Source organism: Streptomyces sp. W16 (assembly GCF_033194735.1).
Taxonomy (GTDB): Bacteria; Actinomycetota; Actinomycetes; order Streptomycetales; family Streptomycetaceae; genus Streptomyces.
Genome location: NZ_JAWOAI010001149.1, coordinates 1 through 1002, shown reverse-complemented (window position 1 = coordinate 1002; position 1002 = coordinate 1). Strand labels below are relative to the sequence as shown.

At 73.0% G+C, this 1002-nt stretch carries 1 pseudogene; it reads right to left on the bottom strand.

The annotated features are described in order from the left end of the window. A pseudogene (locus R6V09_RS53840) lies at window positions 1-951 on the bottom strand (helix-turn-helix transcriptional regulator); the annotation flags it as partial. Window positions 952-1002 lie beyond the last annotated feature (51 nt).

Here is a 1002-nt window from a genome sequence, read left to right as displayed (position 1 = left end):
CACTTCGTACGGGGCGAGGATCCGGGCGGCGCGCTTCTCCTCGCCGAGGGCGGACCACGCGTCGGAGAGGAGGTCGGCCCACGGCACGGTTCCGGGCTCTTCGAGCAAGCCGCGCGGGCCGAGCGCGAGCAGTGGATCGAGGGCCACGACGACGCCCTCCGGGTCGCCCTGGGCGCGGGCCAGGTAGCCTTCGGCGAGCGCGGCCGCCAGCGCCGGGCTGACATGACTGCCTCGGGCGTAGTCACGAACGACACGCGCGTGTGCCTGCGCTTTGGCGAACGCGCCACGTGCCGCCCACAGTTGGACGGCCAGTGTCCTGCTGTGCAGGGCGATGTGCGGCTGATCGGTGTCGGCGGCGAGCGACAGCGCGAACTCGGTGTGGAGGAGTGCGTCGTCCCAGTGCCCCACTCGGTACTCGGCGGAGGCGAGCCCCGTCGCGGCGACCACCTGGAACGATGCGGCCCGCCCGCGACAGGCGCCTAACACCCCGCTCAAGTCCCTTACGGCGCCGGTGAGATCGCCGACGAACGGGCGCAGGTTCCCACGGCCCAGAAGGTGCTCCAGCTGTGCGGGGGACGCGAGGACCGGGTCGGGCAGCGGGCCGAGCTCCGCCAGGGTGTCCGCGGCCCGTCCGCTCATCGCGAGCCCGATCAGGCGCAGGTAGCGGATCATGTCAGTGGCGGTGTCCTCCGGCGCCAGGCGCAGGGCCAGATCCGCCCATTCGGCCATCTCGGCTCCGTGCGACATGCTGCCGTGCAGTGCGGCGAACTGCCCCGCTATCCGCGCCCCCAGCACGGGCTCGGCGTCCGGGTCGCAGCGGTGCCAGGCATCCGTGAGCAGCGCCTCGGCGCGCCCCACGTCGAACAGGCTGAGCCGCCCCAGCAGGTAGCTGCGCCATCCGCCGGGCGCGAACTGCCGTATGCGTTCGGCGACTTCGCCGACGTCCGGCACGTCTCCCGCGAGCAGCCGGCACTCGACGGCTTCGAGCGAGCAGCGCTCCTA